Origin of the sequence: Kordiimonas pumila, from assembly GCF_015240255.1 — a bacterium.
GTDB classification, from domain to species: domain Bacteria; phylum Pseudomonadota; class Alphaproteobacteria; order Sphingomonadales; family Kordiimonadaceae; genus Kordiimonas; species Kordiimonas pumila.
This window is the reverse complement of record NZ_CP061205.1, coordinates 3704473-3731296: the sequence shown is the minus strand read 5'-3', so window position 1 is coordinate 3731296 and position 26824 is coordinate 3704473. Positions and strand designations below refer to the sequence as shown.

General features: G+C 48.0%; 25 protein-coding genes. 12 read left to right on the top strand and 13 right to left on the bottom strand.

Annotated features, from left to right (window positions below; translation table 11 throughout):
- Nucleotides 1-35: 35 nt before the first annotated feature.
- On the bottom strand, nt 36-521 hold the full coding sequence (locus ICL80_RS16560; protein WP_194213833.1) for an A24 family peptidase: 486 nt from the start codon (nt 519-521) through the stop codon (nt 36-38).
- 134 nt (nt 522-655) lie between these two features.
- Nucleotides 656-850, bottom strand: coding sequence for a Flp family type IVb pilin (locus tag ICL80_RS16555; protein WP_194213832.1), 195 nt, complete (start codon nt 848-850; stop codon nt 656-658).
- A gap of 510 nt (nt 851-1360) precedes the next feature.
- On the opposite strand from ICL80_RS16555, the gene ICL80_RS16550 reads away from it, so the two are divergent.
- Entirely contained in the window at nt 1361-2389 is a 1029-nt protein-coding gene (locus ICL80_RS16550; protein ID WP_194213831.1) for a mechanosensitive ion channel family protein, read from the top strand.
- A complete protein-coding gene (locus ICL80_RS16545; protein WP_194213830.1) occupies nt 2386-3360 on the top strand; it encodes a zinc transporter ZntB in 975 nt (324 codons plus the stop codon). Before ICL80_RS16550 ends, ICL80_RS16545 begins: the two co-directional genes overlap by 4 nt.
- Here ICL80_RS16545 and ICL80_RS16540 read toward each other — a convergent pair.
- Genes ICL80_RS16540 through ICL80_RS16530 form a run of 3 tightly spaced genes read right to left on the bottom strand, consistent with a single transcriptional unit; the run spans nt 3357 to nt 5939 of the window.
- Nucleotides 3357-3920: a TadE/TadG family type IV pilus assembly protein gene (locus ICL80_RS16540; RefSeq protein WP_194213829.1), complete on the bottom strand. Its 564-nt coding sequence runs from the start codon at nt 3918-3920 to the stop codon at nt 3357-3359. The genes ICL80_RS16545 and ICL80_RS16540 overlap by 4 nt on opposite strands.
- The gene (locus ICL80_RS16535) at nt 3907-4470 is read right to left on the bottom strand and encodes a TadE/TadG family type IV pilus assembly protein (protein ID WP_194213828.1); all 564 of its coding nucleotides are present in this window, start codon (nt 4468-4470) and stop codon (nt 3907-3909) included. The genes ICL80_RS16540 and ICL80_RS16535 overlap by 14 nt, the downstream gene beginning before the upstream one ends.
- Nucleotides 4471-4484: 14 nt before the next feature.
- Nucleotides 4485-5939 carry a pilus assembly protein gene (locus ICL80_RS16530; protein ID WP_194213827.1) on the bottom strand — a complete coding sequence of 485 codons (1455 nt, stop codon included), beginning with the start codon at nt 5937-5939 and terminating at the stop codon, nt 4485-4487.
- 340 nt (nt 5940-6279) lie between these two features.
- Between ICL80_RS16530 and ICL80_RS16525 the strand changes: the two genes are divergently transcribed.
- Nucleotides 6280-7278, top strand: coding sequence for an alpha/beta fold hydrolase (locus ICL80_RS16525; RefSeq protein WP_194213826.1), 999 nt, complete (start codon nt 6280-6282; stop codon nt 7276-7278).
- On the opposite strand, the gene hisN is transcribed toward ICL80_RS16525, so the two are convergent.
- Entirely contained in the window at nt 7273-8082 is an 810-nt protein-coding gene (gene hisN / locus ICL80_RS16520) for a histidinol-phosphatase (protein WP_228073627.1), read from the bottom strand. The genes ICL80_RS16525 and hisN overlap by 6 nt on opposite strands.
- A gap of 74 nt (nt 8083-8156) precedes the next feature.
- On the opposite strand from hisN, the gene ICL80_RS16515 reads away from it, so the two are divergent.
- Complete coding sequence (locus ICL80_RS16515; RefSeq protein ID WP_194213825.1) at nt 8157-9284, top strand: NAD(P)/FAD-dependent oxidoreductase; 1128 nt, start codon at nt 8157-8159, stop codon at nt 9282-9284.
- 60 nt (nt 9285-9344) lie between these two features.
- Here the strand turns inward: ICL80_RS16515 and ICL80_RS16510 are convergent, their stop codons facing one another.
- The gene (locus ICL80_RS16510; RefSeq protein ID WP_194213824.1) at nt 9345-9539 is read right to left on the bottom strand and encodes a YqaE/Pmp3 family membrane protein; all 195 of its coding nucleotides are present in this window, start codon (nt 9537-9539) and stop codon (nt 9345-9347) included.
- Between the two features lie 230 nt (nt 9540-9769).
- On the opposite strand from ICL80_RS16510, the gene ICL80_RS16505 reads away from it, so the two are divergent.
- The gene (locus ICL80_RS16505; protein ID WP_194213823.1) at nt 9770-11134 is read left to right on the top strand and encodes a methyl-accepting chemotaxis protein; all 1365 of its coding nucleotides are present in this window, start codon (nt 9770-9772) and stop codon (nt 11132-11134) included.
- A gap of 79 nt (nt 11135-11213) precedes the next feature.
- Here the strand turns inward: ICL80_RS16505 and ICL80_RS16500 are convergent, their stop codons facing one another.
- Entirely contained in the window at nt 11214-11528 is a 315-nt protein-coding gene (locus tag ICL80_RS16500) for a PepSY domain-containing protein (RefSeq protein ID WP_194213822.1), read from the bottom strand.
- Between the two features lie 113 nt (nt 11529-11641).
- On the opposite strand from ICL80_RS16500, the gene ICL80_RS16495 reads away from it, so the two are divergent.
- Genes ICL80_RS16495 through ICL80_RS16485 form a run of 3 tightly spaced genes read left to right on the top strand, consistent with a single transcriptional unit; the run spans nt 11642 to nt 13946 of the window.
- Nucleotides 11642-11944: a PepSY domain-containing protein gene (locus ICL80_RS16495; RefSeq protein WP_194213821.1), complete on the top strand. Its 303-nt coding sequence runs from the start codon at nt 11642-11644 to the stop codon at nt 11942-11944.
- The gene (locus ICL80_RS16490; protein ID WP_194213820.1) at nt 11944-12609 is read left to right on the top strand and encodes a response regulator transcription factor; all 666 of its coding nucleotides are present in this window, start codon (nt 11944-11946) and stop codon (nt 12607-12609) included. The genes ICL80_RS16495 and ICL80_RS16490 overlap by 1 nt, the downstream gene beginning before the upstream one ends.
- Complete coding sequence (locus ICL80_RS16485) at nt 12606-13946, top strand: sensor histidine kinase (protein WP_194213819.1); 1341 nt, start codon at nt 12606-12608, stop codon at nt 13944-13946. Before ICL80_RS16490 ends, ICL80_RS16485 begins: the two co-directional genes overlap by 4 nt.
- Here the strand turns inward: ICL80_RS16485 and ICL80_RS16480 are convergent.
- Genes ICL80_RS16480 through ICL80_RS16470 form a run of 3 tightly spaced genes read right to left on the bottom strand, consistent with a single transcriptional unit; the run spans nt 13939 to nt 16569 of the window.
- Nucleotides 13939-15345, bottom strand: coding sequence for a sensor histidine kinase (locus ICL80_RS16480; RefSeq protein WP_194213818.1), 1407 nt, complete (start codon nt 15343-15345; stop codon nt 13939-13941). The two genes, ICL80_RS16485 and ICL80_RS16480, sit on opposite strands and share 8 nt — an antisense overlap.
- Nucleotides 15342-16019 (bottom strand): response regulator transcription factor, encoded by a 678-nt coding sequence (locus ICL80_RS16475; protein WP_194213817.1) that lies wholly within the window; start codon nt 16017-16019, stop codon nt 15342-15344. The genes ICL80_RS16480 and ICL80_RS16475 overlap by 4 nt, the downstream gene beginning before the upstream one ends.
- A gap of 28 nt (nt 16020-16047) precedes the next feature.
- Complete coding sequence (locus ICL80_RS16470) at nt 16048-16569, bottom strand: PepSY domain-containing protein (protein WP_194213816.1); 522 nt, start codon at nt 16567-16569, stop codon at nt 16048-16050.
- Nucleotides 16570-16809: 240 nt separating this feature from the next.
- Here ICL80_RS16470 and ICL80_RS16465 point away from each other — a divergent pair, with 240 nt between their 5' ends.
- On the top strand, nt 16810-18063 hold the full coding sequence (locus ICL80_RS16465; protein WP_194213813.1) for a hypothetical protein: 1254 nt from the start codon (nt 16810-16812) through the stop codon (nt 18061-18063).
- Nucleotides 18056-19681 (top strand): HAD-IB family hydrolase, encoded by a 1626-nt coding sequence (locus tag ICL80_RS16460; protein ID WP_194213812.1) that lies wholly within the window; start codon nt 18056-18058, stop codon nt 19679-19681. The genes ICL80_RS16465 and ICL80_RS16460 overlap by 8 nt, the downstream gene beginning before the upstream one ends.
- A gap of 12 nt (nt 19682-19693) precedes the next feature.
- Here ICL80_RS16460 and ICL80_RS16455 read toward each other — a convergent pair whose 3' ends face one another.
- Nucleotides 19694-20161, bottom strand: coding sequence for an Lrp/AsnC family transcriptional regulator (locus ICL80_RS16455; protein WP_194213811.1), 468 nt, complete (start codon nt 20159-20161; stop codon nt 19694-19696).
- A gap of 139 nt (nt 20162-20300) precedes the next feature.
- Between ICL80_RS16455 and ICL80_RS16450 the strand changes: the two genes are divergently transcribed.
- Nucleotides 20301-23780 (top strand): indolepyruvate ferredoxin oxidoreductase family protein, encoded by a 3480-nt coding sequence (locus ICL80_RS16450; RefSeq protein ID WP_194213810.1) that lies wholly within the window; start codon nt 20301-20303, stop codon nt 23778-23780.
- Nucleotides 23781-23792: 12 nt separating this feature from the next.
- The gene (locus ICL80_RS16445) at nt 23793-24929 is read left to right on the top strand and encodes an acyl-CoA dehydrogenase family protein (protein WP_194213809.1); all 1137 of its coding nucleotides are present in this window, start codon (nt 23793-23795) and stop codon (nt 24927-24929) included.
- 69 nt (nt 24930-24998) lie between these two features.
- Here the strand turns inward: ICL80_RS16445 and ICL80_RS16440 are convergent, their stop codons facing one another.
- Complete coding sequence (locus ICL80_RS16440; protein ID WP_194213808.1) at nt 24999-26660, bottom strand: tannase/feruloyl esterase family alpha/beta hydrolase; 1662 nt, start codon at nt 26658-26660, stop codon at nt 24999-25001.
- Between the last annotated feature and the right edge of the window lie 164 nt (nt 26661-26824).

Sequence of the window (26824 nt, the reverse complement as noted above, 5' to 3'; positions counted from 1 at the left end):
GTTTGCTTCATAAACGATGCGATGTGTTTAGCTGCCTACACAGTTATGTCGGAAAAGCGCTCAAGGCATACCCACAGGCCCGCCGCAGAGATTGCAACACCGTAGGGTACCTTAGCTGTGTCAGGGCTGCCTGAAATTCTGGCGTGCACAAGTGTTACGAGTGCAACAACGCCGCCAAACAGGGCAGTATAGAGAATAAAGGACAGGCTCATAAAGGGACCCGCGACAAGGGCCATAGAAGCTAGTAGCTTCACGTCGCCGCCGCCCATTAAGCCAAGGGCAAAAAGCCCTGTACAAACAAGGGAAACTACAAATCCTGCTGCCACAGGATAGATGAAGGCTTCCATAAGAGATATTCCTGCCTGTATCTGCAGGGAGGAAAGCATACCAAATGCCAGGCAAATACCAATAGAGAGGCGGTTTGAAATCCGCCGTTCTTTGATATCTGTATAAGCCGCAATCACCAAAAGGCTTGCGATTAACAGAAAAGTGCCTGTTTTTATAACATCAAGGGTAAGCATTTTCGTCCCGCCGTATTCTACTTTACCTGATTTTCCGAATTGTGTTTGGCCGTAAAAAAAAGGTCGCCGGACAGTTAGCCCCCCCGGCAACCTTTTGTTTTTCACTTACGCGAAATTAAGTAAGTCTAGCTCTACTAAGAACCGATATCAGTTCCATCCACATTGGTATCTAGTGTGTCAGAAACATCACCAAATATTGTTCCAAGTGAATCGCCCAGTGCACCAAGTGCCGTGATGAGGGCGATAGCAACGAGCGCGGCGATTAAACCATATTCAATGGCTGTAGCGCCTTCTTCACTGCGACGTAGTTTAGATAGCATCTTAAACATAATGTTTTCTCCAGCTGCCAAGTTCCGATAGACCATTTATAGTCTTTTATCCCTAAATAAAAAGTTAACGAGAAACTAAAAAAACCTTTTTAAATCAGTTACTTATAATAAAAATTTGGTATAATTTATATTGGTTTTTAATTAAATTTGAAAGCTATTGAAAATGCAGGATTTAAATTTTCAGTTGGTTGTGGCGTATAATCGTTTTAGTTGCTATTGGCGCAAGAGTAGAGCCAAAAAAAACATAATTTATTTTCGGTGAGTGGTTCTGAAAGCAAAAGATGACCGTGGAATGAACATAAATATTAAGAAATGTGACCCTTAAAACCTGTGAAAACTACGAATCGTTTAAGGTAGCTAAGAGCTGATTCTTGGCGAGATAGTCTATTCAAGTGCTTTAATATCCTATCGTGCCGTATGTAACAGGGAGTTGCTGGCATTCTGTATTGCCTGCCCGCGCCGATAACGATAAGGTCAGGGTTACACATATACTAGTGAGGCAGACACCATATGGCACGTGGCTTTAACCACTTTATGCTAAGACTGATTAGCCCAAAGGGCCTTGTTTCTCATCTTGTACTTTTTCTATTATTGGCAGCTTTGTTCTGGATTGCAGAAGCAGGGTATTTGGACCCAGCCAGAGAAGTGCTGGAATCACCAAAACTAACAGTGAAAATGGAAGGCTTTACGATTTCGCCTTACGTTGTACTGCGATCGCTTTTTGTGATCCTGATGTTTTTTTGGCTTTCAGCTTTCATTACCAGCAGTTTTGACGCTTACCTTGCGCGTATAACCAGTTTAAAAATCAGTAACCGGATGCTGGCGACCAAGATTTTTCAGATTGTTATTTATAGTCTGCTGACCTTAACGGCGCTGAATACACTCGGGGTAAACCTGACAGCCTTTGCTTTTTTAAGTGGTGCTATAGGCATTGGTCTTGGTTTTGGTTTGCAGAAAATTGCCTCTAATTTTATCAGCGGGCTTATTTTGCTGTTTGAAAAATCGGTTGAAGTCGGTGACCTTATTGAACTGGATGATAACACTGCAGGCTTTATAAGGCGCACCGGTGGCCGTTATACATTGTTGGAAACATTCGATAGCCGTGAAATCATGATCCCGAACGAAGATTTTATCACGAGCCGGGTGGTGAACTGGACATTTTCTAACCCTTCTGGCCGGGTAGATATTGCAATAGGCGTCGCGTATGGCAGCAATTACGAGCTGGCACGCGATCTTATTCTCGCTTCTGCGATAGAACATTCGCTGTGTAGCAAGGCGCATGAGCCTTTATGCTTTCTGGAAGACTTTGCGGCAAGCTCAGTAAATTTCACCCTATACTTCTGGGTGGACGACGTGACACAAGGCCGTAAGCAGGTGCGCAGCGATGTGCTTTTTACCATTGCGCGCAAGTTTGACGAGCACGGTATTGTTATTCCCTTTCCGCAGCAGGATGTTTATGTGAAGTCTTTGCCACAAGAATATGACGTGTCATTACCTTCTGCAACTAAGACACAAAAAGGGAAGGAGCCAAAATCATGACAGCGAATGGTGTTTTTTCTGCGCTATCTTTTGATGGAGCCAAGCTATCTTTTGACGGGGTAGATGCTGCAGGCTTGCAAGCGCAGGCAGATTGGTCTGGCTGGGTTAGGCTTGATGTAACCCATGCTGATTGCAAGCAGTGGCTTTCGAAATTGCTGCCTGATGTGCCAAAGGCTGCAATCCGCGCGATGACAGCAGAGGAAACCCGCCCGCGCCTTGAAAATTACGGCGCTGGGCTTTTGCTGATCTTGAGGGCTGCAAACCTGAATGCCGGTAAAGAGGCTTACGATATGGCGTCTGTGCGCATATGGGCAGATGAAAAGCGGGTTATTACAGTACAGCGTCAGCGTATTCGCGCTCTTGAAGATGTTCAAAAACAGCTTGGTACAGCGGATAACGGCTTGGTTGGTTCAGGTGCTGTTGTGGCGGCTATTAATCTGCGTATCATTGAACGTCTTGATCCGGTTTTGATGGAGCTTGAAGACACGGTTTTTTCATTGGAAGAAAAAACACTGGATAACCCAGAAAGCGCCTTACGGCACGATATAACGGCAAGCAGAAAAGAAGCCACAATGTTCCGGCGTTATATTGCGCCGCAGCGCGAGGTGTTACTGCGTCTCAAGGGTATTACGCTTGGCTGGCTTGAAAGCCGCGATCAGTTTTTGTTCCTCGATGCGTTTGACCATTTAACCCGATTTGTGGAAAATCTGGATGCAATCCGCGAGCGCTGCCAGATATTGCACGAGGAACTAACAACCATGCTGGCAGACCAGCTTAATCAGCGCATGTATATTCTGTCTATTGTATCAATTATCTTCTTGCCACTTGGTTTTTTAACCGGGCTTCTCGGTGTGAATCTTGCTGGTATACCGGGGTCCGAAGACCCCCTTGCTTTTGATATATTTCTTGGTGTTTTGATAGTTCTTATTGTGGGAAGTGTTGTCTTTCTTAGGGTTAAACGCTGGTTTTAATCTTCATCAATTTGTTGAAGTGCGCCAATGCGCGGCCTGAAAAAGGCTGTACGCTTTAGGGTTTGGTTTGGTAAAAACCTAAAAACCAGCGGTTCGTACCGGTAGAATATTTCAGTCACCAGCACGGTTTCATCATCCCTCATGGTTATGTCTGCGGGCAGGGTGGCGGTATCGCCTTCTTCGCCGTATCCGCTTGCGGCACTTAGGGTGCCGCCGCCGCTGCGCTGCCAGAAAATGGTTGGTTGTTCATCTTCAAGCTGACTAATGGACGATACCATCATCAGCGTATCTGCGCTTTTATTATAGGGCGCCATCACTTGTGGGACCGCCTGAAAAATATCAGTCATGGTGGCTTCGTTGATGGTTTCATCGCGGGTAACAAGGTCTGCTATTGCCACAACGGTATGCTGCATTTTCATGTGCAGCAACAGGTAACTACCCACTTCAACCATGCCTGTAAGTAGCCCCAGAAAAATTGGAATTGATAGGGCAATTTCAACCAGAACAGAGCCTTCTTTATTATGCCTTAGGCGCGGCATGATTTTTTTAATAGGGTTCATTGCGCACTGCCACAGTTGAGGAAACATTGACAGACTTACCAGCCCAGTCAGTAAGGCCAGATAAGCTGTTTGCTGCATAGTTGATCCGGTATAAGACAATATCGCCAGCGCCGCCAAGGCCCTCGGTACCCATATCAGCATCCCACGCGCCGTTACCGTTTACATCGGTATAAGCTTCGCCTTCATCCCACGTGCCGCTGTCATTGTCGTCCTCATAAGGCTCAGGCTCGCCGATATCCGAGAATTGGTCATATACAAGGGTTTGAATATCGACCGTATCCATATTTACTCGGCCAAAAGTGTTTTCTTCAATGATAGTTCGCACCTGATCAATCCTGCTTACGGCTTCGCCGTTACTGCCGGTGATGCCAAAACGCGATGCCCTTAAAACTGCATTTTCAACAGCAATAGAAACAAACAGCATGTTGGCAACTTCCAGTACGCCGATAATGGTGATGAGCAAAATGGGAAGACCTAAGGCAGTTTCAATAAGCACACTACCTTGCTCATTCCGTTTTATGCGGTGCAGTTTTCTATTGAACCAACCCATACACTTTCCTTCCGCTATTTCGACAGTCTGAGGTTGGAAAGCTGACGGCCAATTTCTTCAAAGGCTGTTTCCAATTCAGCGTTGGACGGCGCATGAAAATAATAGGCTGGGTTAGAGGCGCAACCACGGTAGAGCGCCTGCGTTGTGGAGTTTGGCGTTGATCCAAAAGTGATGGAATAAATAATGATGCCTTCTGTTTTCATCGACGTACAGACGTTGGAAAACCGGCTGTCTATTTCTGTTTGAGCTGCACCCAAGGTGCTGTAGCCAAAGGTATTTAATCTGTCGTATCCGGTAAAATCAGAGCCAAAAGGGCCGGTTCCTGTTGGGCCGTGATCAGGCCAGTCATAAAACTGGTTTTGGCCATCAGTGAGAACCACAACAACCTTATCCATATAAGGGGCATCATAGGGCAGTGGCAGTGTTGCGGGGGTATCGCCGCCCCATAAGCCCTGCCATGCTGGCGATAGTACACGCCATGCCCAAACAAGCCCTAGGTTGCTGGTGGTGCCGCCCCGGTGCCAAGGTAGCATTTCATCTATGGCATCAATAACAGTGCTTTTTTCAGCAACCAGGGACGTGATAGCCGGGCCACAGCCAAGATTAGGGCCTCGGCCATTATTTTGTGCATTATTGGTTTCATCAAGGTCATAGTCGCCGTCGTCCTCAATCCAATCGTTGTCTACACTGTCAGGCCAAAAATACAGGCTAAAAGGCTTGTCTGACGGCACAGTATCTGTTTCATCCTCGCCGTCAGTGCGCGCCATAACGCAGCCCTTCCAGTCAGTGGGTGCATAATGGCCTGTATCAAGCTTGTCTTGGTCGGCAGAGGTGAGCCAGCTATCGTGGTCTGTGCCAATATTGACAACAGCGACATAGGGCACAAGCCCTACCCACAGGTTTGGCGATGTTTCATTATCACCGTATACATATTCCACGAGCGATTCTGCTGCGTCTTTCATGGCAGTTATTTTACTGCCACGCATAGAGCCTGTGTTATCCATCACCAGCACTAGTTCCATACCACGTGTTTCACGGGCAATCTCTGTGCTGGCAGTTACGGTAATTTCATCGTATCCAAACAGGGATACAAAAGAGGCGCTGACTTTTGCCTCGGCATAAAGGGTGATCAGCTTATTATTGTTACTGAAGCTAATGCGCATTTCGCTTGAATTAACAATGTTTTCAATGCCGCGAATGTTGGTGTCGAAAAACTGGTGCGCATCACTTTCCATATTTTCAACTTCCATGGCGTGGCCTGCTGCAAGCCCCGCGCTGTCGAGCGATTTTTGAAGAACATCTTTCACCAGAAACATGCGACCGCCATCAATAGCGAGGCCAGCCGCGCCAGTTAGTGTTAGCATGCTTGCCGCAACTATGGGCATAAGGCTGCCCGTTTGGTCTTGCCATAACCGGGTCACGCCTTTTTGCAGCAGATTTTGCACTTGTTTTTGAGAAAATATTGCCATTATTTCATTGCCGTTTTGCCTGATAACGAAAGCCTGACTGTGCATCAGCAAAATGGATATAACGTAAATTTATGCGGAAAATTTTAGATAAACATATGATAAATAAAGGCTTTATTAGGAGCTCTTTATTTCACCTGTTATTGCTTATGTGACTTTGACATAAAGGTTTTTTCATACCTAACGGCTCGGTTCTGGGGGGGCGACCATGTGCATAAGCGGAGAAATAATTTTGTTATCCACTTGTATATTTTGTGAAATCGTGGCTCGATAGATCTGTATAATGCTTGCATTAGTATCAGGCAGAGGAAGGCCGTATCTCAGGCAATACGGAGGCACGTGTATGAGTAATAGGGAACCATCAGCCGCTATCGTGGCTGAAGCAAAGGCGAAGCGCCGTGAACCGCCAGAGGACGCGGTTTTTGAATATTTCAAATCCTATGACGGTCAGCAGATCCGTTTTGCCCGCTTCCCGGCGAGCACGGTTATAAATCCTAAAGGCACTATTATTTTTCTGCCTGGGCGTACAGAGTTTATCGAAAAGTTCTTTGAGGATATCCGTATTTTCAATGCATTAGGGTATGCGTGTGCCGCGATGGATTTGCGCGGTCAGGGTATGTCATACCGGCCACACAGCGACAGGGGCAAGCATTTTGTGCGTTCTTTTGACCCGCATATCAGTGATGTGAAAGCTCTGTTTGATAAGGCTCTCGAAGGTAAAATGCCAAAGCCGTTTATTCTCATGGGGCATTCTGCCGGTAGCCATGTGATCTTGCGGTTTCTGCATGATCACCCCGGCTATGTGGAAAAAGCTATTACAGTTGCCCCTATGGTGCGTATTTATCTGGCAGGCACACCGGCTTTCACAGTGAAGGCACTTTCATGGGGTATGCGCCATTTGGGGCTAGGGGCCAGCTATATTGCCGGGCATACATCCTTTAAGGAAGGCCGCTGGGGTTGGCGCAAAAAGCTAACGCACGATGATGATCGCTTCGCCGATGAAGATTATTTTGTAAAAAATAAGGACATGCGGCTGGCGGTGGGCGGTGCCACATATAAATGGCTATGGGAGGCCTTGAAATCCACGGATAAGCTGAATGCAAAAGGCTATGCGGAAGCAATTGAAACCCCGGTGCTGATCTTGCAGGCGAGTGAAGACAAGATTGTAGATAACACGGCGCAAACCGCGTTTGCCAAGCGCTTGCCACACGGTAAGCTGGTGGTGATAGAGGGTGCCATGCACGAAATTCTAAAAGAAAAAGACGAATACCGTGCTGCCGTTTGGGCCGCCATCGCTGATTTTATTGTCCTGAATAACGCCTCAGATACAGAGGCGTTATAGCGCTGGTTCAAGAATTTTTTGAACATTGCCGAGTAAGGCCGCGTCACCAAGCGCGAGCAGGTGCCCGCATGTGCCGGGGGCATCGCCTTTCCAGTCTGTGGCGCTGCCGCCTGCGCCGCGAATAACAGGAATAAGTGCCATCATGTCGTATGGCTGAAGGCGGGTTTCTATAACAATATCCATAAAACCAGAGGCTAGGATCGCATAGGCGTAACAATCCAGCCCGTATCGCACTAAGCGTGTCTCTGCCAGTAAAGCATCAAACGATGGGCGTTCACTTGCCGGGAATAGGGCCGGGTCTGTTGTTGAAACGGTGGCTGTGTTCAGGCTTTTGCAGGTACGGGTGTTGATTGGCTTGTCGTTTAGGCTAGCGCCGCCCGGCCAGCCTACATAACGCTCCTTGATATAGGGCTGATCAATGATGCCGATAATTGGCTCACCTTTATATTTCAGCGCAATGAGCGTGCCCCATGTGGGCAGGCCGGAAATAAAGGCGCGTGTGCCGTCTACTGGGTCAAGCACCCATTCAAAATCGCTACCGGTTTCTTTGATGCCGTATTCCTCGCCGTGAATAGCATGGTCGGGGTATGTAGCCTCAATAAGGGCACGGATTGCTTCTTCTGCTCCCCGGTCAGCGGCCGTTACAGGGTCAAATCCCGTGCCTTTGTCTTTGTCATCAACACCAATTGGGTGGCGAAAATATTTTAGTGTCACTTGGGCGGCGCTGTCTGCAAGAGTACCGGCAAAAGCTTTAAGGGTTTCAATCTCTGCTGTGCTGAGATCTGCCATTTTGTCGCTGCTCATAGAATTGTCCTATATCATACTTGCCAAACATGCGACTTTAGACCACATATAGCGCCGTAAGCGCAATGGGCAGTATGATGCAAAAAACAGATTTTTTAATAATCGGGGCAGGCATTGCAGGTGCAAGTACGGCTTTTCATCTTGCGGGCAAGGCTGATGTGCTTGTTATTGATATGGAAGATCAGGCGGGTTATCACACCACAGGCCGATCCGCTGCTTTTTATGCAGAAACATACGGTGGCCCGGCTATCCAGCCTCTTACAACAGCTTCAAAAGGTTTTTACTATAATCAGCCAGTAGGCTTTGCAGATACAGAGATTAAGTCTCCGCTTGGTGCTCTGTATATTTTTAAGGAAAGCCAGCGGGCTATTGCTCAACAGCTATATGCAGTTCAAAAAAAAGCTTTACCTGATATTGAGATGCTGGACGAGGTTGGTGTTCTGAAATTGATGCCTGCCTTGCAACCGGGTTTATTCGCGGGCGGCATATATGACCCTAACTGCTGCCGACTTGATGTAGCGGCCTTGCACGGTGCTTATATTAAAGGAGCGAAAAAGGCAGGTGTAAAATTCATGTTGGGCGCAGGGCTTGAGGCGGCAAGCTATGATGGCAGCCTTTGGCATGTGAAAACCCGCACAGGCGACATTCAGGCCAAAGTTTTGGTGAATGCTGCTGGTGCGTGGGGTGATGTTGTCGCTGATATTGCGGGTATAAACCCTGTGGGACTGAAACCGCTTAGGCGCACAATCATTACAGTACCGAACCCTAAGGGCAAGCCGTTTGAGGCTGGTTATCCAGTGACTCTCGATATTGAAGATAGCTTTTATTTTAAGCCAGAGGGCACAGGGTATCTGGTGTCACCTGCCGATGAAACCCTTAGTGCGGCGTGTGATGCCCAGCCAGAGCTGGAAGACATTGCGTATGCGGCAGAATATTTTGGTCAGGCAACAGGCACCGAGGTGACAACTATTCTGTCAAAGTGGGCAGGGCTTAGGACATTTGCGCCAGATCGTGTACCGGTTATTGGTCACGCACCGGATAACCCGGCATTTTTCTGGAACGTTGGTCAGGGCGGGTACGGTATTCAAACCGCTCCAGCCTGGTCAGAGCTTGTTGCCTCCATGTTGCTTGGCATAAATATGCCAGAATATATGAGAGCCGCGTGTGTGGACCCCAGCCTATATAGCCCTGCTCGCTTTTAGCGTCAGTTTGTTGGGGCCAACTGTTTGGCCCCGTAGCCTGTTTTCTTGTTTTATGCCTGATTAAAAGTGCCGATAATTCATACTGCGGCGCATTTCCTCATTTCTGTATTGCCCAAGGGCATAAACGGCCCATATGGCTGCAACCGGCCAACCAATGATGGTAAGCCATAAAAGCGCACAGAATATTCCCTGAAAAGGACGATTGATTGTGAAAAAAACAAGAGGCGGCAATAAAAGAGCCATTAGAAGTCGCATGATGTTTCCTTTAACCTTGCTGTCGTAATTTTTATTATAGTGATAAATTTTACTTGGTGACTCGTCTTGTTTTTTCAAGATGTGGGCATCTCAAAAAGAAAAACACTCTGCACAGTGTTAAAATCGTGGGATTTCTAAAAATTTATGCTTAGTATCCTTAAAGGGTGCAATGTTGCCATTTTTTGGTGAATATCAGCATGGGTAAATGGGGAAAGGCCAACTTTTTTAGCATGATTAATTTTTTGCGTAATTTTAAAGTGAATGTACGGATTTGGACACTAACCGGCCTGTCGTTTTTGGGCATGGTACTCATTTTATGGGAATTTTCGACGCTTGTTGCCGAACTGCAAACGGGTGATGTTTCTGCTAAAACATTCGATAGCCACTTAACGTTTGTATATATGGTTACGGCATTTTTATTTGCGCTTATTCTAGCACTGTCGTGGGCGATTACGGCCAGTATCATGAAACCTTTGCGGTGTTTGCAGCGTGAGCTTTTAGTTATTTCTGAAGGCAAATATGATGTTCCTATTTCAGATGTCAATCACGGTGATGGTATAGCTGCGATGGCGCGAGCAGCAGAACTGCTCAGGAAAAATTCGCTGGAAACCGAACGTTTGCGCGCAGAGGCAGAGGTGGTTCGCAAGCAGCGCGAAGCAGAAGAACGTGAGCTGGAGCGTCAGCAAATTGAAGCTGAAAATATTAAGCACGAAGAAGAAATGAAACAGCAGCGTTTGATGGCGGAAGAACGCCACCAGATGGAGCTTGATCTGGCCAACAGCTTCGAAAGCGAGGTTTCTGGTGTTATTCAATTGCTTTCTAGTGCTGTCGCTGAACTTCAAATGGCAGCAGATACTATGTCGGACGCCATTGAAGAAACAAGCAACGAAGCGAATGCAGCCACCAGTGCGACTGATGCCACAGGGCGGGATATGGTCTCTGTTGCTGAGGCCACAGAGGGCCTGACAAGCGCCATTGGTGAAATTCGCACGCAGGTGGAACAGGCCAATGTGGTGACATCAAACGCCATGAATGTTGCCAAAGATGCGGAGGGTCGTGTGGGGTCTCTTGCATCAGCATCAGACCGGATATCTGAGGTTATTCACCTGATTAATGCTATTGCCGAGCAAACAAACCTGCTTGCCCTCAATGCCACCATTGAGGCCGCGCGTGCGGGCGATGCCGGTAAAGGCTTTGCTGTGGTTGCAAGTGAAGTAAAGTCGCTTGCTAACCAAACAGCGAGAGCCACGCAAGAGATTGAGCAACAGGTTTTGGCCATGCAGCTTGCGACAAAAGAAACGGTTGAGGCAGTGAAATCTATTCACAAGACCATTAATCAGGTGAGCGAGATTTCAAGTATGATTGCGGCAGCGGTTGTGGAGCAGGAAGCATCGACAAGCGAGATTAGCCGCAGCGTTCAAAACGCGAGCCAAAGCACGGCAAATCTTGGGCAGAATGTACACCGTGTGCAGGAAGTAGCTCACAGAAGTGCGAGTGCGGCCCGCACGGTAAGCAACAGCTCTGGCGGCCTTACCGAACAGGCGAGTGTGCTTGAAGAGGCAGTTAACCGCTTTACAGCACGCCTTCGTAGTTGAAATAGTTGACAGTGAAATAGAAAAGCCGGGCGTTTAGGCCCGGCTTTTTGTTCTGTAACCGCTTGGTCGCAGCGGGTATTTAGTCATCATACTCAAAATGCATAATGTCGCCTGAACGTCGGTCAAGCATTAGCTCTACCTCGCGGCCTGCAGTATCGTAGCCTTCTATTTCAAGCAGTAAGCCTTTAACCTTGATTTCGGTCGAGGTGATGCCTTTGTTTGTGACCACTGCTTGCAGGTCTGTGAGGCTTAGGGTGTTGCTGGCTGCCGCGACATACTCATTTGCGGCAGACGATTGGTGTTTGTCGTGGGCAAATGCTACGCTGCTGTGGATACCAACGCCGAGGATAAGGGCTGTTACGGTGCCTTGAAAAATTTTGCTGTAGTTTACCATCTGTGTTCTCCTGTATTTTTGTGGATAGTGAGGATAGAATACAGAGGCTACGCTGATATCAGTCTGAGGAAGGTGTCAGCTTCATGTCAGCATGAAAGTTGAATATTCGAGTTATGAAAACACGATCTATATTATTATTGGGCCTAGCCCTTTCTATTGTCGACATAAGCTATATGGCTATGGGCGATGATCATGATATTGCGAGGCGCGCCTTGCAAAATGGTGAAGTTTTACCGTTGATGGAAATTCTCAAGTTATCCGAAAAATATGTCACAGGTGACATTATCGAGGTGGAGCTTGAGAACAAAAAAGACAAGATATACTATGAAATCAAGTTTCTGGAAAAATCTGGCAAGGTTATGGAACTGTTTCTCGATGCCCGTACTGGTGCTTACATTAAGTTGAGAGCAGACTAATGCGTGCGCTTGTGGTGGAAGATGACCCGGATGTCGGGCCAGACATTGTTAAAGCGCTTCAGGCTGTTGGATATGTTGTAGAACTGGTAACAGACGGTGAAGAAGCTTGGTTTCAGGGCAGCGTAGAAGAATATGATATTGCTATTCTCGACCTTGGTTTGCCGTTTCTGGACGGACTTTCGGTTTTGAAAAAATGGCGAACGGAAGGTAAACATTTACCTGTTCTTATTGTTTCAGCGCGGGGTGACTGGACCGAAAAGGTTGAGGGTATCGAGGCTGGTGCAGACGACTATCTGGGAAAACCTTTTGAAATGGGTGAGCTTGTCACCCGTGTGAAAGCACTAATTCGGCGCACAGCAGGGCACGCGGATGCCACGCTATCTGTGGGTAAACTCCGCATTGATACACGCCGGATGGTGGTTAACCTTGGCGGGGTGCCGATTAATCTTTCTCAGCTTGAGTTCCGTCTTTTAAACTATTTGGCGCATCAGCCTGGGCGGCCGGTTTCAGCAGGGGAACTGGCCGAGCATCTTTACGGTGTTGATGAACCGGGTGACAGTAACGCTATTGAAGCGCTTGTGCTGCGGATCCGCCGTAAAATAGGCGCTAGCTGGATAAAAACTCGGCGCGGCTTTGGGTATTTGCTGACCGAAGGCGATACATGAAAAACTACTCGCTTAAGTTCAGGTTATTAATTGGGGGAACCGTTGCTATTTTTGCGGCTCTCACCTTTGCTTGGCTTATCATGATTTTGCTCTTTGAGCGCCACATAGAACGCCGTATTGAGGACGAGCTAAAGCGTTACGCCTTTCAGCTTATTGCTGATTTAACAGTTGATCCTGCAGGGACTGCCGTCATTGTAAGTAAACCAATAGACCCCAGGTTTCTGAAGCCGGCAAGCGGCCTTTACTGGCAGATTTCTACGAAAGCAGAAGTTTTGCGGTCGCGGTCCTTGTGGGATCAGGTTATGCCAAAGCCGCATGATGCGACATTAAGTGAATGGCGTACCCATTTGGCGCCGGGCCCGTTCGGGCAAACGGTTTTTGTGCTGGAACGGCTTATTGAACCCGGCGATGAAGCGGGTGATGTGCTCATTCAAATAGCGCATAATGAAGAAACCGTGAAAGAGGCAAGTGCCGAATTTGGGCGGGAACTGGGTATGTTTCTTTTGGTGTTATGGGTCTTTCTGTCTGCCGCTGCGTGGGTACAGGTTTATCTGGGCTTAAAGCCCTTATCATATCTCCGTAAAGAACTGGTGATTTTGCGCCAAAACCCAACACAGCGTATGGGAGCCAAGTTTCCGCGTGAGGTAACACCCCTTACAACAGCATTGAATGAACTGCTTTCTGCGCGCGAGGCTGATTTGACGCGGGCCAAGCAGCGCGCGGCTGATCTGGCACACGGCCTGAAAACGCCGCTTGCAGCTTTAAGTGCGCAAAGCCGTATTATCAAGGAATCTGGCGGCGCCACGGAAGGTATGGAACGTGCTATTTTGGCCGCTAAAACCGCGATTGACGCAGAACTAGCCCGAACAAGAGCAGCGGCAAGCCAGACAGAGACAGAGAAATGCAAAGCATTCCCGCTTGTGGTAAGCCAGCGCCTTATATCTGTGTTGGAACGTACAGAAAAAGGCATGCGGCTTGATTACCAGATCAATATTCCAGAGGCTTTGTATGTGAATATGAACCCCGATGATCTGAATGAAATATTAGGGCCGCTTCTGGAAAATGCAGTAAAGTTTGCCCGGCGTGTTGTGCGGATAACGGGTGTCGCTTCAGAGCGCACTATTGCCCTTAGGATCGAAGATGACGGCCCTGGTATTGAAGCTAATAGAATGGCCGAGGCATTAAAGCGTGGTAAGCGGCTCGATGAAGCAGGTGGAGGACACGGCCTTGGTCTTGCGATTGCCCGAACGCTGGTTGAGGCAACATACGGTGATATAAGCCTTGGTAAAGCGGATATTGGCGGCCTGAATGTAGAGCTTCATTGGCCGGTTAGGTAAGTATGGAGGCGGGCGCAGCAGGTACAATAAGTTCAACGGCAACACCGCTACCATCCGGCAGGTTTGTAATGTTTACGTGCCCGTTATGAGCTGTTGCCACTGCTTTCACGAGGCTAAGCCCCAGCCCCAGCCCTTCAAGTTCTGATGTCTCTGCTGCACGGTAAAACCTCTCGGTCACACGCCCAAGGTCGTGAATGGGAATTGTTGGGCTATCGTTCTCAATACAAAGAACAGCCCTGCCAGCATCTGTTGCCAGAGTGATCGTTACACAAGTATTGGGCCGGGCATATTTAACTGCGTTATCAAGAATATTTGATGCGGCTTGAAACAGAAGGTCTGGGTCGCCGTGCACCATGGCTTGTTCAGCATGCTGGAACGATATCGCTAGGTTTTTATCATCTGCAAGCGGTTGATACAGTTCAATGGCGTCTCTCATGACAACGGTTAAATCAAAGGTCTTTTTGGTGATTTCATGGCGGCCAGTTTCAAGGCGGGCAATACGCAGTAGCGCTTCAAAAACAGATTTCAGCCTTTCTGCCTCGGTAATCGCCTGTTCAATAACGGGGCCTGCCTTGGGGTTATCAGCTGTAATCTGATAGACATCTTCTAGATCAGCACGCATGCGTGTGAGCGGCATCCTTAGTTCGTGGGCAATACTGTCTGATACACGGCTGATAGAGGCTATTGATATTTCAATTTTTGACAGCATCAGGTTCAGGGTTTCTGCAAGCTGGTCAAAATCATCCCCTGTGCCGCGGGTTTCTATTCTATCGCTCAGGTTACCCGCAATCACCTTGCGGGCTGTGTTGTTAATATTTTCCAATCGTTGATTAACCGCCCGGCTCATAAGCGTGCCACCAATAGACCCAAGGAGAATAGCGGCGAATGCAATCCACGCCAAAGCTTCGAGGAGTATCTCCCTGCGATCAAAAATATCTTCCGCGTCCCTGCCTATAATCAGGCGGGCACCGTTTGGGAAAAGCCGTTCTTTTGAGAGAGAATCATAGTCAATTTCTTGGCCTTCGTGATACGTATCAGCTTCTATGGTGTAAAAGCCGCTTTGTTTTTTAGACGGCCAGCTTTGCAGGTTTGTTGTAATAACATCGCCTGCAGGGTTTATAAAAACATGAAAGGCTGTTCCGATGGAATGGTTTTTTGTACCAGCGCGTTTTTCAAGGTTTTTTTTAAGAGCAGCCTCGCCGTCAACCATATATGATGTTGCAAGCTGTCCTATTTCATGATCGATCTGGCTTTTAATTGTGTTGAGCGGGGATACAATCACAAACCAGAAAAGTGTCGCTGTTATTAGAGCGATCGACAGCATGAAGATACCCAGGTAGATCAGCACTAGCCGAAACGCAAAACTATGGCGTAAATATTTGGTGCTGCCTTGGGTCATACAGGTGGCCTTATCACATAGCCGGTGCCGCGCACGGTGTGGATAAGCTGTATGGCGAAGCCTTTATCAACTTTTTGTCTCAGGCGGCTTACATGCTGGTCAATAATATTTGTTTGAGGGTCAAAGTGATATTCCCACACATTTTCAAGCAGCATGGAGCGGGTTACTACGCGGCCCATATGGTGGGCCAGATATTCCAATATTTTAAATTCGCGGGTCGTGAGGTCAATGCGCTGGTTACCACGTCTTACTTCACGACCAAGAAGGTCGATTTCAAGATCGGCAATCTGGATATGCGTTGTAACTGGTTGTACAGGGCCGCGCCTGCTGAGGACATCAACACGCGCTAGTAGTTCCGCAAGGGAAAAGGGCTTTGAGAGATAATCATCGGCACCAGCTCTCAGGCCTTTTACTTTGTCGTCAACTTCACCCAGAGCACTGAGTAGTAAAACCGGCGTGCTATCTTCTGTTGCGCGCATTGTTTTGAGAATGGTCAGACCGTCTACATTCGGTAGCATGCGATCAAGAATAATAAGGTCAAAGCTTTCAGCCGCCACCATAAAGGTGGCCGCTTTACCATCAGTTTCATGGCTAACAGTGTGGCCTGCTTCCCGCAGGCCTTTCATGACATGATTGGCCGCGCGGCTGTCATCCTCAACCAGCAATATATTCATTTATAAGGCAGCTTTCTCATGAACACTGTCATTGGCTGGCGCTTGATGAAGGTGTACGCTCACCGGTTAAAGCGTTTAATTCTATGTCGGCGATGCCTGCATCCGTTTGAAGCTTGATCCCATAAAACGGCTGATCATCATCTAGGTAAAGAGCTACTTGTTGCACTGACCCACCGGTTTTTTGTTCAAAGGCTTGAAGCATCTTTGATAGGGGTTCCAGTGTTTCTGCAATTTTTAGACGATTTGGGTGCAGTAGTTTATGCCATAACCCCTCAAGCATAGGTGTTTTAGCTTTGAGAAAGTCGCCGTTTTCAGCGTCCATTGTAATCTCATATAGTTTGCCCGTATGCAGCAGGTCAATTTCGTAAACAACCTTATTATCAGATGTTGCCATTTTGGCTTCAATAGCTTGAGCCTTAATCCTGTCCTCAGCAATAGAGATCGCGTGTGTAAGGCTTATCAGGCTGGTGGTTTTGCCTTCAGCAATTGTAAGGGGCGATAAAAATAAGAATATCGCTGCCACGATGACAGCAAGGTTTAAGGTTCGCATGTATAAACTCCAGAGTACAAGGCCTGAGTATATACCATAGATTCTCTTCCTAGCGGTAGTGTGGGCGTAACATTTGTTTTTTGTCATGTTTCTTAAAAAATGTCGTTTGCCTGGCATTGGCTCGGGTACAAAAAAGGCTGCTTGGGTGCGGCACAGGCTTTGGTTTTGTGGTGCGGACTGTGAGCATATTTATCTGGAAGCGGCTATTGGAGCCGTTTTGTAGAAATGAGGTTAGTGTCCATGAATGCCTTTGCGAGAATAGAGAAAAAACAGCAAGCTGCACTATCTCCCGTGAAGAAGATAGGCTTTCTGTTTAACCATGAACAGACGCACCAAATTCCTCATAGTGTACCTATTATGAATGCACTTTGTGAGCAAAACGATGCGATGGAAATCTCTGTATATGTAACGGGTAATGACCGGGCTACTTTTGTACGTAAAATGATGTCGGATACCGCAAAAGCAAAGGCAGTGTTTCACGTGCTTCACCCGCCATTCTGGGCGCGGACGTTGAATAAAGTTTTGGGAAACGCGGTCCCCTTTGAGCGTATTGGGGTTTTGGCACGTTACAGGTTTTTGTTTGCCGACCTTGATGCGCTGGTGGTGCCTGAAACAACCAGCACCATGCTTAAAACCCGGTTCGGGCAAAAGCATCTGAAACTTATTTTTACCACACACGGTGCTGGCGACAGGGTGGTGAGCTTTAACAAACTGCTGCATGAGTTTGATTATATATTGCTGCCGGGTGCCAAGGAAGTGGACAAGCTGAAAGCGCAGCAAATTGTGCTCCCTGAAGATAAATGTTCCGAAGTTGGGTGCGCTAAATTCGATAGTATCAATTTTAAGGTGAAGCCCAAATTTTTTAGTAATGATAACCTGACAGTGTTGTTTAACCCGCACTTTCACCCTGGGCTTTCCTGCGGGTATGAATACGGCCTTCAGGTGCTAGAGTTTTTCCGGAAAAACCCACAGTACAACCTTATATTCGCGCCGCATGTTATGATGTTTTCGCGGTTCCTGCATATTGGTCTCGGGCCTTTAAAGGTTCGGCGCAGGTTCAAGGTCCCGGAACGCTATATGAATATTGAAAATATTCTGGTGGATACAGGGAGTGACGCCTGTGTTGATGCCTCTTATACGCGCGCTGCGGATGTTTATATGGGAGATGTTTCAAGTCAGGTTTACGAGTTTATTGTCGACCCTAAACCTTGCATTTTTATCAATACCCATAATGTTGCATGGCAACATAGCCCTTATTACCGTAATTGGCATTTTGGTAAAGTTATCGCTTCCCCAACTGAGCTTGGTTCGGTGTTGTCTGATATGTCATGGCATCAGGACTATCACATTGAAAAACAGCGCCGGGCTGTGGCCGAAACTTTTGGCGAACAGGTAACAGGTGCATCAGTGCGGGCAGCAAATGTTATCCGCCAGTTTTTGCAGCAGGACATGTCGCTCCCATCTCCTGCATTTGCGGACAACAGCCATGAATGAACTAACTTTAACGGCCCCTGATATTGGGTATGCTCTTGGTGGGGCTGATACGGTCTGTATCAAGGCTGTTTTGCCGCAAAATAAAGTGCAGTCTTTTACCGCAATTATACTGGCAGGTAAGCGCCGGGGCACAGATCCTGTAGCAGCGCACGCTGGCACACTGAGCAAGGCACATGTGCCACTTCACGGCAAGCCTATGATCCGCTATGTAATGGATGCTCTGTGCCAGTCAGGTGCTGTTAAAACCATCGTTGTTGTTGGTGATGATGCGGTACAGATGGCACACGATATTACCTTGTGCCAACAGCAGTATCCTTCGGTTCAATGCGTTTTTATGGGGGCAGGAGTAGGTATTAGCGGCAGCCTTAAAAGCGTGATGAACCGCTTTGGCAAGGTAAACCCTTATCTGGTAACAACGGCAGATAACCCTTTGTTGACACCCGCAACAGTGGCTGAATTTATCGGCGGCGCAGACAAAGATGCAGCACTTGCCATTGGTTTTGTTGACCAAAATACGATTGAAGCGGCTTACCCTGCATCAAAGAGAACATATCTGAAATTTCAGGATAAGTCAGTATCTGGTGCTAACTTGTTTATTATGAAAGCGGGGCAAGTGGAGCCTGCGCTTGATTTTTGGCAAGCACTGGAACAGAACCGTAAAAAACCTTGGCAGATGATCAAAGCCTTTGGACCAAAAGTGCTGCTTGGTATGCTATTCCAAAAGCTTTCGCTTCAACATGCCTTTGAGGCAGCAGGGAAAATCGCAGGATGCTCTGTTTCTGCTTACTGTCTTTCCTCTGCCGAAGCCGCCATGGATGTGGATTCAGTTAGCGATTATTACATATCCGAAACAATACTTATGACACGTATGAAAGAACAGGCTACCTCGCCTGTTACGGCTTTTTGTCCGTTGGCCGGAGAGCAGAGAAACCCTTGCTTGCACGCAATTGACGCAAGGAACCATATAGCTGTTTTTGACCTTGATCGCACCATTACACGCGGCGGTACCTTTACACCGTTCCTGCTTTCAACACGTAAGACACTTTGGGGCAAGGCTGCTTTGTTTGCCAAATTATTCCGGCATATGATTTCATACAGAATGGGGCATATTAGCCGAACTGAGCTTAAGTCTCGCATGCTTGCTGTAGCACTGAAAGGCCAAACGGAAGCAGGCATCACTAAACATGCGGACAGCTATGTGAAATACACCCTTGATTACAATGTTAGAAAAGAGTGCATTAACGCTATAAAACAGCATAAGATTACAGGAAACAGGCTTGTACTTGCAACGGCGAGTATTGATATCTATGCAACTTTGTTTGCGCGCTATTTGGGCTTTGATGAGGTTATTTGCACAGAAACAGCTTTTGTTGGATCAAGGGACACGCTCACCTTAAAAGGCGAAAATTGTTATAATGTTGAAAAGGCCAAGCGTGTGATAGATGCTTTGTTGGCAGGCGGCAATCGGCAACGTGCTGATGTTTTTGTATCTTTCTACTCAGATCATCATACAGATATGGCCCTGCTTGACTGGGCAGACAGGCCTTTTGTGGTGTCACCTGACCTGAAAACATATGCACTTGCTGTTATCAGGCAAATGAAGATCGTAAATTGGTGATCATGCAGCTTTTTAGCGCTTTGTAACCATTGGTGCTGTGCGCTGTGTGAACGTGTTCAGAACAAAACTGGACTGTATGTGTGCAATGCCTTGCACCTTGGAAAGAACGGATAAAAATTCACGGTAATGCTCTAGGTCGCGGACATAAACATGTAGCAAATAGTCAGCGCCGCCGCTCATAAGATGCCCGCTCATAACCTCAGGCAGTTTTGAAACATTGTCTTCAAAAATATGTAAAATCTCATCGACTTGCCGGTCAAGCGTGATGGAGATGAAGGCGGCCATAGAGCCTAGAAGCTTGTTCTCGTCAAGCTCTGCTGTATAGCCTTTGATGATGCCATTATCTTCCATTTGGCGCACCCGCCGAAGGGTGGGGGTTAAAGACAAGCCAACCTCGTCCGCCAGTTCGCGCCACGATATACGGCCATCCCGCGTGAGCGCCTGTAAAATTTTAATGTCTATTTTGTCTAGATTTTTCATATTGGTAATAATGAACTAATATTATTAAAAATACTAGTTCAATCATATTATATAATACAAAATTATAAGGCCAATATGGCAACACTTGCTAGGCATGAAGGGTTATATTTGCAGGTATGTAACAAGTGGGCCTGTGATTATGACAAAAAAGAACAAAAACCTCGACGAACTCTATGAAGCGCCGTCTGGCCAAACCTTTATGACCGGCATTCAGGCGCTGGTGCGCCTACCTATGGCGCAGCGTAATTTAGACCGCACAAACGGCCTAAAGACTGCGGGTCTGGTAACCGGGTACCGTGGTTCGCCGCTTGGTGCTTATGATCAGCAACTTTGGAAAGCCGAAGGGTATCTCGCTGATCATGATATTGTTTTTCAACCGGGCCTGAATGAAGACTTGGCGGCTACCGCCCTTTGGGGTGCGCAGATGCACAAGGCTTACGGTCCCTCTGATGTTGAGGGTGTATTTGGTATTTGGTACGGCAAAGGGAACGGTGTTGACCGTACCGGCGATGTATTCCGCAATGCCAACACAATCGGCACTTCAGCCTTGGGCGGTGTGCTGGCAGTTGGCGGTGATGATCATGCGGCCCAGTCATCCATGTTTCCGCATCAGACAGACGGGATTTTTCAGTCTGTTATGATGCCTGTGTTGCAGCCATCAAGCGTTTCTGAAATTTTAACCCTGGGTCTTGCTGGTATTGCGATGTCGCGGTATTCGGGCCTTTGGGTTGCGATGAAAACCATTGCTGAAGTTGTGGAAAGTGCTGCAACCTTCGCCCTGCCGGACCTTGCCCCTATCTTTAAAACACCAGATATGCCGGTTCCACCACGCGGTTTTGGTTGGGACCCAGCGATCAACTGGCCTGCTGAGCGCGCCGAGTATGAGCGCCGTATGGTTGAAGAACGCTTGCCTGCAGCAATTGCATGGGCGAAAGCGAACCGGCTTGATCACCCGGTTATTACACCAAAGGCACCAAAACTGGTTATTGTGACCGTTGGCAAGGCACATCAGGATGTCATGCAGGCTTTTGAAAACCTTGGCATCAGTGAAGCGGCTGCAAAAAAGCTGGGCATCGGTGTCTATAAGGTTGCGATGAGCTGGCCCTTGGTGACAGATCTCTTGATCGATTTTGCATCAGGGGCAGAAGAAATTCTGGTAGTGGAAGAAAAGACGGCGATTGTTGAAGATCAGTTGAAAGCTGCGCTTTATAACCGTGCGGGCGCACACCCGCGCGTTATTGGTAAAACTGACGAACAAGGCAAAAGCCTGTTACCTGTTATTCTTGAATTTACACCGCGAATGGTGGCGTCTGCCATAATGGCGCGGCTCGGCGATGCGGCTCCTGCTACGGCGAAAAAACGCCATCAGGCGATGGTTGGTGTCGCAAAGTCTGCTGAAATTCTAGCATTCCCAAAACGTAAGCCGTTTTTCTGTTCTGGTTGCCCGCATAACAGTTCGACCAAAACGCCAGATGGGTCGATTTCTGGTGGCGGTATTGGCTGCCATGTTATGGCGCTTTCTGTGCCAAAGCTGAAAACAGCAACATTTAGCCAGATGGGCGGCGAGGGTATGCAGTGGGTTGGTGCTGCACCTTTCTCTAAAACTGGGCATATTTTCCAGAATATTGGTGATGGTACATACCAGCATAGTGGCCTGCTTGCTATTCGTGCAGCTGTTGCATCAAAAGCAAATATTACCTTTAAAATACTGTATAATGATGCGGTCGCGATGACCGGCGGCCAGCCGGCAGAAGGCGCGCCAGAACCCGTGGGCATTGTAAAGCAGTTGCTGGCTGAAGGTGTGGGGGAAGTGCACCTTGTAAGTGACGACCCGCAAAAATGGCAGGGCCAATTGCCTCAGGCCGCGAAAATTCATCACCGTGATGATATGGATAGCGTGCAAAAAACGCTTCGTACTGTTCCAGGGGCCACGGCCATTGTTTATGAGCAAACCTGTGCTGCAGAAAAACGCCGCAGACGCAAACGCGGTGCATTCCCTGATCCGGCAAAACGCCTGTTTATTAACCCGCGTGTGTGCGAAGGCTGTGGTGATTGCTCTGTGCAATCAAACTGTATTGCGGTTGAGCCACTAGAGACTGATTTTGGCCGTAAGCGCAAAATAAACCAGAGTAGCTGTAATAAGGATTTCTCCTGCGTTAAAGGGTTTTGCCCCAGCTTTGTTGAGGTGGATGGTCCTGTTCTTCGTAAACCGGATGCAAACTATGTAAAAGGGCTTGAGGAGCGGCTATTTGCCGGGTTACCTACACCGGTTTTACCCCAGCTTGGCGATACAGTTTATAATGTGTATGTGGCAGGTATTGGTGGCCTTGGTGTTTTGACAACAGGCTCGCTTATTGCCACAGCCGCTTTCCGGGCAGGACTGAATTCTACGGTGCTTGATTTTACAGGTCTTGCGCAGAAAAACGGCGCGGTTGTTAGTCAGGTGCGTCTTGCAGCGAAAGATCACGACATTCACGCAGTTAGGGTAGGGGAAGGCGAAGCTAACCTTATTCTGGGTACTGACCTTGTTGTGGCGGCCAGCGATGATGCGGTTAAGAAAATGGGTATTGGATCTGCAACTGTTGTGCTGAATTCTGATATCGCACCAACTGCTGACATTGTAACAGACCGCGATGCAGCCATTCCGGCAACGGATATGATAAATACGCTAATGAAACGTGCTAAAACTGGCTACACCCTGAAGGCAACCCGCATTGCAGAAGGCCTGTTTGGCAATAATATAGCGGCTAATATGATGATGCTTGGGTATGCGTGGCAGCAAGGTTTGATACCTGTAACGGCTGAGACAATTTTTAACGCAATTGAAATTAACGGTGCAGCAGTTGACCTGAACAAACGTGCCTTTATGTGGGGGCGGCTGGTAGCTGTTGACCCTGTAGAAGTTGAAAAGGTTGCCGGTATTTATGAAATACCTGTGGTGGATAGTGCCGCTCTCAATCTTGAAAGCTTGATCAGTAAACGTACAAACGATCTGGTAGAGTATCAAAACAAGGCTTACGCTGACCGCTATCAGGCGCTCATTGCCCGTGTGAAACATGCTGTATCTGGCATGGGTGATGAGGGTGAAGCGTTTATCCGTGCCGTTGCGGTTAATGCTTATAAATTGATGGCTTACAAGGACGAGTATGAAGTGGCACGGCTTTACAGCGAGCCAGCCTTTATGGAAAATTTGAAGGCCCAGTTTGCCAGTACTGAAAAACTGTCTATTTGGCTTGCGCCGCCACTGTTGACGCGGACAGACCCTAAAACGGGCAGGCCCGCCAAAATGAAATTTGGCCCATGGGTATTTAGCCTGTTTAAAATACTGGCTCAGCTAAAAGGCCTACGCGGTACTTGGGCAGACCCGTTTGGTAAAACCCATGAACGCCGTATGGAGCGCGCATTGGTGCAAGACTATTTTGAAACGGTTGATAGTTTGCTACAAGGCCTTCGGGAAGGGTCTATCAAGCAGGCAACAGATATTGCCGCACTTCCAGATATGATCCGGGGTTATGGTCCGGTAAAAGAAGAGGCTATTGGTGTGTATAAAAAGAGCAAAAGCGCTTTTATAAGTGCCTTTAAGGGCGCATCAAAACCAGAGCATGAGCAAGCAGCATAAGGCAGACTATTTATGATTTTGAATGAAACACAAACCGCTGTGCGGGATATGGTGCGGGCATTTGCCCAGCAGGAACTAAAGCCAAACAGCCAAGCTTATGAAGCGGCGGGTGGATACCCTAAAGAAATTTTTAAAGCGATTGCCGACCTTGGCCTTATGGGTATGACAGCGCCTGAAGAGTTTGGCGGTGCGGCGGTTGACTATGTTTCCTATGCGCTTGCACTGATGGAGCTTGCAGCGGGTGACGGTGCCCTGTCTACCATCGTATCAATCCAGAATAGCCTGATTGTGAGCGGGTTACTGAAAGATGGAACTAAGGCGCAGCAAGCCCGGTTCCTGCCTGACCTGATTGCAGGCAAAATGATCGGCGCTTTTGCGCTGACAGAAACAGATGCCGGTTCAGACGCGTCAGCCCTCAGGTGCCGCGCGGTTAAGGTGGAAGGCGGTTATAAACTGAGTGGGTCGAAGCAGTTTATTACCTCTGGCAAGATTGCAGGCCTTGCGGTTGTGTATGCGGTGACAAACCCAGCGGCAGGCAAGCGCGGCATTTCAGGCTTTTTGGTACCAACTGACAAGCCGGGTTTTATTGTTGAAAAAGTCGAGCATAAGCTTGGACAAGGGGCATCTGACACTTGTGCGCTTCGGTTTGATGACTTGTTCATTGAAGAGGATCTGCGCTTGGGGGCAGAGGGCGCTGGTTACAAAATAGCGCTTTCGAACCTCGAGGCAGGCCGTATTGGTATTGCGGCACAGAGCATTGGTATGGCGCAAGCGGCGCTTGATATCGCCGTGCAGTATGCGCAGGAGCGTAAATCGTTTGGTAAGGCGATTATTGACCATCAGGCGGTGGGTTTCCGCCTTGCTGATCTCGCGACAAAGCTTGAGGCAGCGCGCCAGCTAGTACTGTCCGCAGCTAGCCTGAAAGATGCGGGTGAGCCAGCCCTTATTCAGGCATCGATGGCAAAACTGTTTGCGTCCGAAACGGCAGAGGCTGTTTGCTCTGGCGCTATCCAAACACTGGGTGGCTATGGCTATCTGGAAGAATTTGGTCTGGCCAAAATTTACCGCGATGTTCGGGTGTGCCAGATTTATGAAGGCACGTCCGATATACAGCGGCTTGTAATTACCCGCAGCCTTGCCTCTGTTTAACGTGCGGGTATGTTAAAGCCCTGACCCAAAATTGTGCAATCGGGTCAGGGCTTGTTTTAAGATGCCGTGCTATCTGCCTACGGGATCAATTCGTTTAAAGTTTTCGGCTTTATTAATGTCGCCTTTGCCCTTGTATTTTACCCCGTATGGGTAAGGGTACACGGGGCGTGTGCGAACAGTAACACCGTTTTCAATTTTTGATGTCAGCAGGCTTTCTGGTGCGGGGCCTCCAGCCATCCATGTTTCAAGCATGGTGATAGCATCCATGGTATTAGGGCCGGGGCCTTCCATGCCGCAGTGTATAACGCCGGGCAGCAGGAACATGCGGGCAAACTCTGCTGTTTTCTCGCGCCCGCCCATAAACCGAATAACATCTTCATACCATTTTATGCTGGCGTAGGCTGGTATAGCGCCGTCAGACCAGCCATGTAGTACGATCATTTTACCACCACGGTCACGAAACTCGCGCAGGTCTGGGTTGTCGGCGTCAAAGACTGTGCTCATTTCGGCGAGTTTGTTCTTTTCGGTTTCATATTCAAAATCACGCCAGTTGGCATCCAGTGGTAGGGCATTAGGGTATGCTATATACTTCATATATTCAGTAGCTGCATAATAATGGTATGGTTTTACGCCTGCCTGCTGCGGGATAACCCAACCTTTCCATTCTTCTTCAGAACCATAAGGCAAGGCGCCGTACAGTTCTTTGCCGGTGCTATCAACAGAGGGTGCATAAAGGCCCTTTAAGGCAGTTACTTGTTGCGCGCTTAGGCATTTGTCGCCTTCTGTTTTACCGCAAAGGAGTGTAGCTGGATCAAAGTGGCACTGGCGCGGGTCACTGATCAAACCGTCTTTGAGGCCGTCTGTTTCGTCGCACGCTGCCATGACGGCCTTCTTGATGAAATCTGCAAAGGAAATATCAAAAATAGGCTGGTCGTTTTCATCAAGGGCATCTTTTGCATTATCCATGCAACTGATCAGGTTTACCTTGGTGTAATTCACAGTGGGGCCGCGCGCGATAACACCGTCATAGTCTTGTGGGTAACGCTGTGCCGCCATAACGCCCGCTTGTCCGCCTTTAGAGCAACCCGCGATGATAGAATATTGTGGTGGTGCGCCGTAATAAGCCTTGATAATGGCTTTGGCTGCAATCGCTAGAACGTGGTTTGCGCGGTGGCCAAAGTCTATGCGGCCTTGCAGATTGTTCCGTGCCCATTTACCGTCAAAACCCATATTCGTGTGGCCGCCGTCATGGGTCATTGTGGCATAGTTGCGAGCAATACCAGCCATGGTGCGCTCTGTCTGAATGCTACCACAGAAACCGTCACATGATGACATTAGATAATTACCGTTCCAGTTGTCTTTAACCGGCAGACGGAACTGAAAGCGAATAGTAGGTGTTACATAGCCCTCTATCAGGCAGTGCTCAGGTAGTTCGCTAATTCCTTCGGCGATAGGGGCACCCATCATAAGGCTAAAGCGGTATGTGCGAGCAGACTCTGCTTCTGAAACCGGTGCGTTTTTCAACAGGGCTGTACTGGTAATGCTGGTTGCTGCATTGCCGCCGTCAAGGGTGGAAAAGTCAGCAAACCGTATCATGCTGCACGCTGTAGCATCATTTGCAAAGGCATGGTGCTGTGGTAAGGTAATGGTAACACCTACGGCAAAGAACATAGCCAGTGCCTTCAATATTACTTGTTTTAAGCCTGCTATCGGCTTCCGCCAGTTTGGCATTTTATGTTCTCCTGTCATCAATCCTGCATTGTGGTGATTTGGGTGTGTAGCGTTAGCCCTGTGTTTTAAATCGCAATGATTTTATACAACATAAGTTAAATAATTTCGATATTTATATAGTTTAAAGTGCGAATTACTGACTTTATTGCATTGTTTTGTCTAAA